4 protein-coding genes are annotated in these 3898 nt (G+C 67.0%); all 4 read right to left on the reverse strand.

The window, feature by feature from the left end:
* Positions 1-71 precede the first annotated feature (71 nt).
* The 4 genes from A5752_RS16700 to A5752_RS16715 all read right to left on the reverse strand — a co-directional run bounded on the left by A5752_RS16700 (position 72) and on the right by A5752_RS16715 (position 3741).
* A complete protein-coding gene (locus A5752_RS16700; protein WP_067087734.1) occupies positions 72-347 on the reverse strand; it encodes a hypothetical protein in 276 nt (91 codons plus the stop codon).
* Positions 348-390: 43 nt separating this feature from the next.
* On the reverse strand, positions 391-834 hold the full coding sequence (locus tag A5752_RS16705) for a hypothetical protein (RefSeq protein WP_067087736.1): 444 nt from the start codon (positions 832-834) through the stop codon (positions 391-393).
* A 73-nt stretch (positions 835-907) separates the two neighbouring features.
* On the reverse strand, positions 908-2209 hold the full coding sequence (locus tag A5752_RS16710) for an MFS transporter (protein WP_067087738.1): 1302 nt from the start codon (positions 2207-2209) through the stop codon (positions 908-910).
* Between the two features lie 119 nt (positions 2210-2328).
* Positions 2329-3741, reverse strand: a complete 1413-nt coding sequence (locus A5752_RS16715; RefSeq protein ID WP_067087740.1) for an HNH endonuclease signature motif containing protein — start codon at positions 3739-3741, stop codon at positions 2329-2331.
* Between the last annotated feature and the right edge of the window lie 157 nt (positions 3742-3898).

A 3898-nucleotide genomic window follows, 5' to 3' on the forward strand; every position in this document is an offset into this window, starting at 1 on the left:
CTCGCACTTCACTCGGAGGTCTTCGTCATGTCACCACGCCACGCCGTACCTAACGTCCGTGGTCAGAACAGCTAGCTGGCCTCGCGACCCCCGGCGACCACGCGCAGCGTCGGCGCCTCGCGCTCGGGAGCGATCCGGTCGTTGACCGTCGCGACGACTGTGTCGACGCGGTTGACCGCTCGGTCGCACAGACCTCGGACCTTGTCGCTGGCGGTGTCGACCTCGTCGGCCGCGCTGAGCAGGTAGGCCCGAACGTTGACGCGGAGTCGCTCGCCGGCGGACCGCACGCGTCGGCGCAGGCGATCGTCGATCTCGACCGTGACGTAGGGCATCACGCGAAGCTTCATGGGCCCACCCTAGCCGCGGGCGCCGAGTGCTAGAGGGTCCGCGCTACTGCTTCTTGGTGGTGGGCGCTGCATTGTTGGAGGCTGCGTTGTTGGACGCCTGGGCCTGCTTGGATGCTTGGGCCTCCTTGGCCTCCTTGGCCGCCGCGCGGCCCTCCGGGCTCGCGGCGGAATTACCGGGGCTCTTCGCCGTCGCGACCTTGGCGTTGCAGTTCAGGTCGAGCAGCATCGTGTTCGTGTCCGGTGTGAATGACGCACCCTTGACCCACGGCGCCGTCTGGGAATGGGTCACGACGCACTCGTCCTGCGGCAGCATGTCCCCGGACTTGGTTGCGACGACGGCTGTTTTACCCGTCCCGCTGATCTGTCCCGCCGCGTCGCCGTAGGTCTCACCCGCGTAGTCGTCGGCACGCGCCCCGCCGGCCCCCAGCACCGCGGTGACCAACACCGCGGCCGAGACCGCGACCGCGTGGAGGCGCAACCTCGTCATGCACAGGCAAGGTAGGACACCGAACTGCCACGTGCCTGAGAGAACGGTTCGGGTCTGCTCTCAGGTTCTGCGATCACGGCATCGCCGGCGCCGCCCGGTGGTCGCTGGTCTGTGCGAGTGGTCGGCCCGCGGACTCTCGCAGCGTGACGACCGTCGCGAGCGAGACGACGGCTGCGACGACCAGGTACCACGCGGGCGCCAGATTGTTGCCGGTTTCGGCGGTCAGCCAGGTGACGATGTACGGGGTGGTGCCGCCGAACCCGGCGACGCAGATGTTGTAGCCGATCGAGAAGCCGCTGTAGCGCACCGTGGTCGCGAATAGTTCGACGCCCGCGGAGACGGCGGTGGAGACGTAGATCGATTCGATGACCGCCAAACCGCAGTGGGCGGCGATCGCACCGACCAGCGAGCCCGAGTTCAGCAGCAGGAACAACGGATAACCGAACACCGCGAACGCCACGGACCCGGCGATCAGCATCGGACGCCTGCCGATGCGGTCCGACAGCGCCGCCAGCGGAAGGATCAGTATCAGCGCGACCAGGCTGGCCAACGTGATCGACAGGAACGCATCGGTCTTGGAGAATTCGAGCGTCTTGATGAAATAGGTCGGCAGGAACGTGAACAGGACGTAGTAGCCGACGTTGAAGACGATGAACAGCCCGATCACTTGCAGGATCGGCCGCCACGACGTCGTAAACGCCTCGCGCAGCGGCGAGTCGGCGACTCGGTCGGTCTTGCTGAGTTCGGCGAAGTGCGGTGTGTCGTCGAGACGCAGTCGGATGTAGAGGCCGACGAGGCCCAGCGGTCCGGCGATCAGGAACGGGATACGCCAGCCGTAGCTCTCCATCGCCGCGGTGGGCAACAGCGCCTGTAGCAGTGTCACGGTGATCGAACCCAGCAGGAAGCCCAGGACGCCGGACCACACCATGAACGTGATGGTCAGCCCACGACGCCGTTCCGAGGCGAACTCCGCGAGATAGACGGCGCCGCCGCCGTATTCGCCGCCGGCCGAGAACCCCTGCAGACACCGCAGCAGCAGGAGCAGCAGCGGCGCCGCGACACCGATCGACGCGTAGGTCGGCAGCACACCGATCAGCACCGTCGCACCCGACATCAACAGGATCACCAACGCCAGGACCCGTTGCCTGCCGAGCTTGTCGCCCAGCGGACCGAAGACGAACCCGCCGAGCGGTCGCATGAAGAAGGCGGCCGCGAAAATCGCGAACGTGTTCAGCAGGGCCGCCGTCTCGTTGCCCGCGGGGAAGAAGTTGGCCGCGATGAACGTCGCCAGGAAGCCGTAGATCGCGAAGTCGAACCACTCGACGGCGTTTCCGATCGATGCGCCGGTGATCGCCTTTCGCACATCGCTTGGCATCCGACCTCCCGAAAGTAAGCGCTGCGCTGAGCATTTCGCTTACCGGGCCGGTAAGCGCCCTACGACGATAACGGGCCCATTGTGGACGCAGCCACGGGTTCGCGCCTCTTCGGCCGGCGTCAGGCGTCATCGTCGTCGCCACGCGATGGACCGTCCTCACCGCGCGGCGGATCGACGTTGCCGCGCAGCGGTTCTTCGGGGTGGTGCAGGCGGTTGACCTCGGGTGGATGGTTGTCGTTGCTCCAGGCGAGGCGGCCGGCATCGGTGACGGTGGTGCGCCAGCGGCCCTCGCTCACCGCTTTGTGGTCGGGCCCGCAGCAGAAGAACAGCTTGTCGGCGTCGGTGGCTCCACCCTCGGCCCATTCCGGACTGTGATGCACCTCGGAGTGGTATCCGGGTTCGGTGCAGCCGGGCCGGGTGCATCCGCCGTCGCGGGCGTAGCAGATGACGCGTTGATCGGCGGTGGCGATCCGTTTCTGTCGGCCCAAGTAGATCGGGCGCTCGGTGTGGTCGTCGAAGACAGCCAGGTAGTGGATCGCGTCGGCGGCCATTCGAATCACGTCGCGCATCGGCAGCACGCTGTTTCCGCCGGTGCGCGCCGGGCCCGGCATCGAGACGTACGGGTCGACGACCGCATGCGCCGCCTGGTTCAGCTCTCCCAGCGAGGTGCGGACGACGACGGTGACGGGCACCCCGCGGTGGGTCCCCAGTTCGCCCGATGCGATTCCGGCTTTGAGTCCCAGCTTGATGCCGTCGTGGCACCGTTGCGCCATCGACCGGTCGTCGCGGGTGCCTTCGATGCTGCCGTCGGGCATGTGCCGTCCCGGTCGAACTGCGGCGCTTGCCGTTTCGACGTAGCACCGCGTTTCGGGATCGACCCAACCCGTGAGCCGCGACATGCCGTCGCGGCCCTGCGGGCCGAGCACCAAACCACGCCGGCGGGCCCGGTCGGATTCGTCGTAGTGGCCGTCGGGATTGAAGATCTCATCGATACGACGCCCGATCACGCGCACGGCATCGGCGTCGTTCTTGGCCGCCTCGCGCACCAGGCTCGCTTCGACTTCCGTGCGGTCGGCCGCCGAGGTGTTGGACGGCAGCCGATCCATGCAGTCGGTGATCACTTTCAGGTGGTCCTCGCCGATGGCGCCCGCCTCGACGGCCTCGGCGACCGCCGGCAGTTCCGGCGGTATCAATGCACCGGTCAACGCCGTGCTCGGCCGGATCCGCGCCGCGACCTTGAATCGGCGCCGGATCTCGCGCGGCGCGATCCGCAGGCGCGCCCAGAGCTTGTCGATCACATCCGGATTCACGCGGGATTCGTCAGGCGGGTGTACAAGCTCGGCGAACACCCGGTACATCAGGCCTCGGTTCGCCCGTTGTTGATTCTCCAACCGTTCCGCCATCGTCACCCGGAACGCACTGCCCACATCGACGGTGGGCAACTCTCGCAACTCGTCTTGGGCGGCATCGATCTGGTCCAGCAGCACGTGAGCTCGCTCCCGTGCCACCGCGCCGTTGATGAAATCCGCCATACCTCAACGCTATCCATGGTCCCGACAGGACAGACCTCAACGCACAACCACGGCCGAATCTGTGGATGAATCCGATGTTGGGGACAACTCAGCCGACGCCGCCGAAGATGTCGGTGCCTTGTGGTAGCGGCTGACCCGCCCCCGTCAGCGAGGCGGG

This window comes from Mycobacterium sp. 852002-51961_SCH5331710 (assembly GCF_001665535.1).
Lineage (GTDB): Bacteria > Actinomycetota > Actinomycetes > Mycobacteriales > Mycobacteriaceae > Mycobacterium.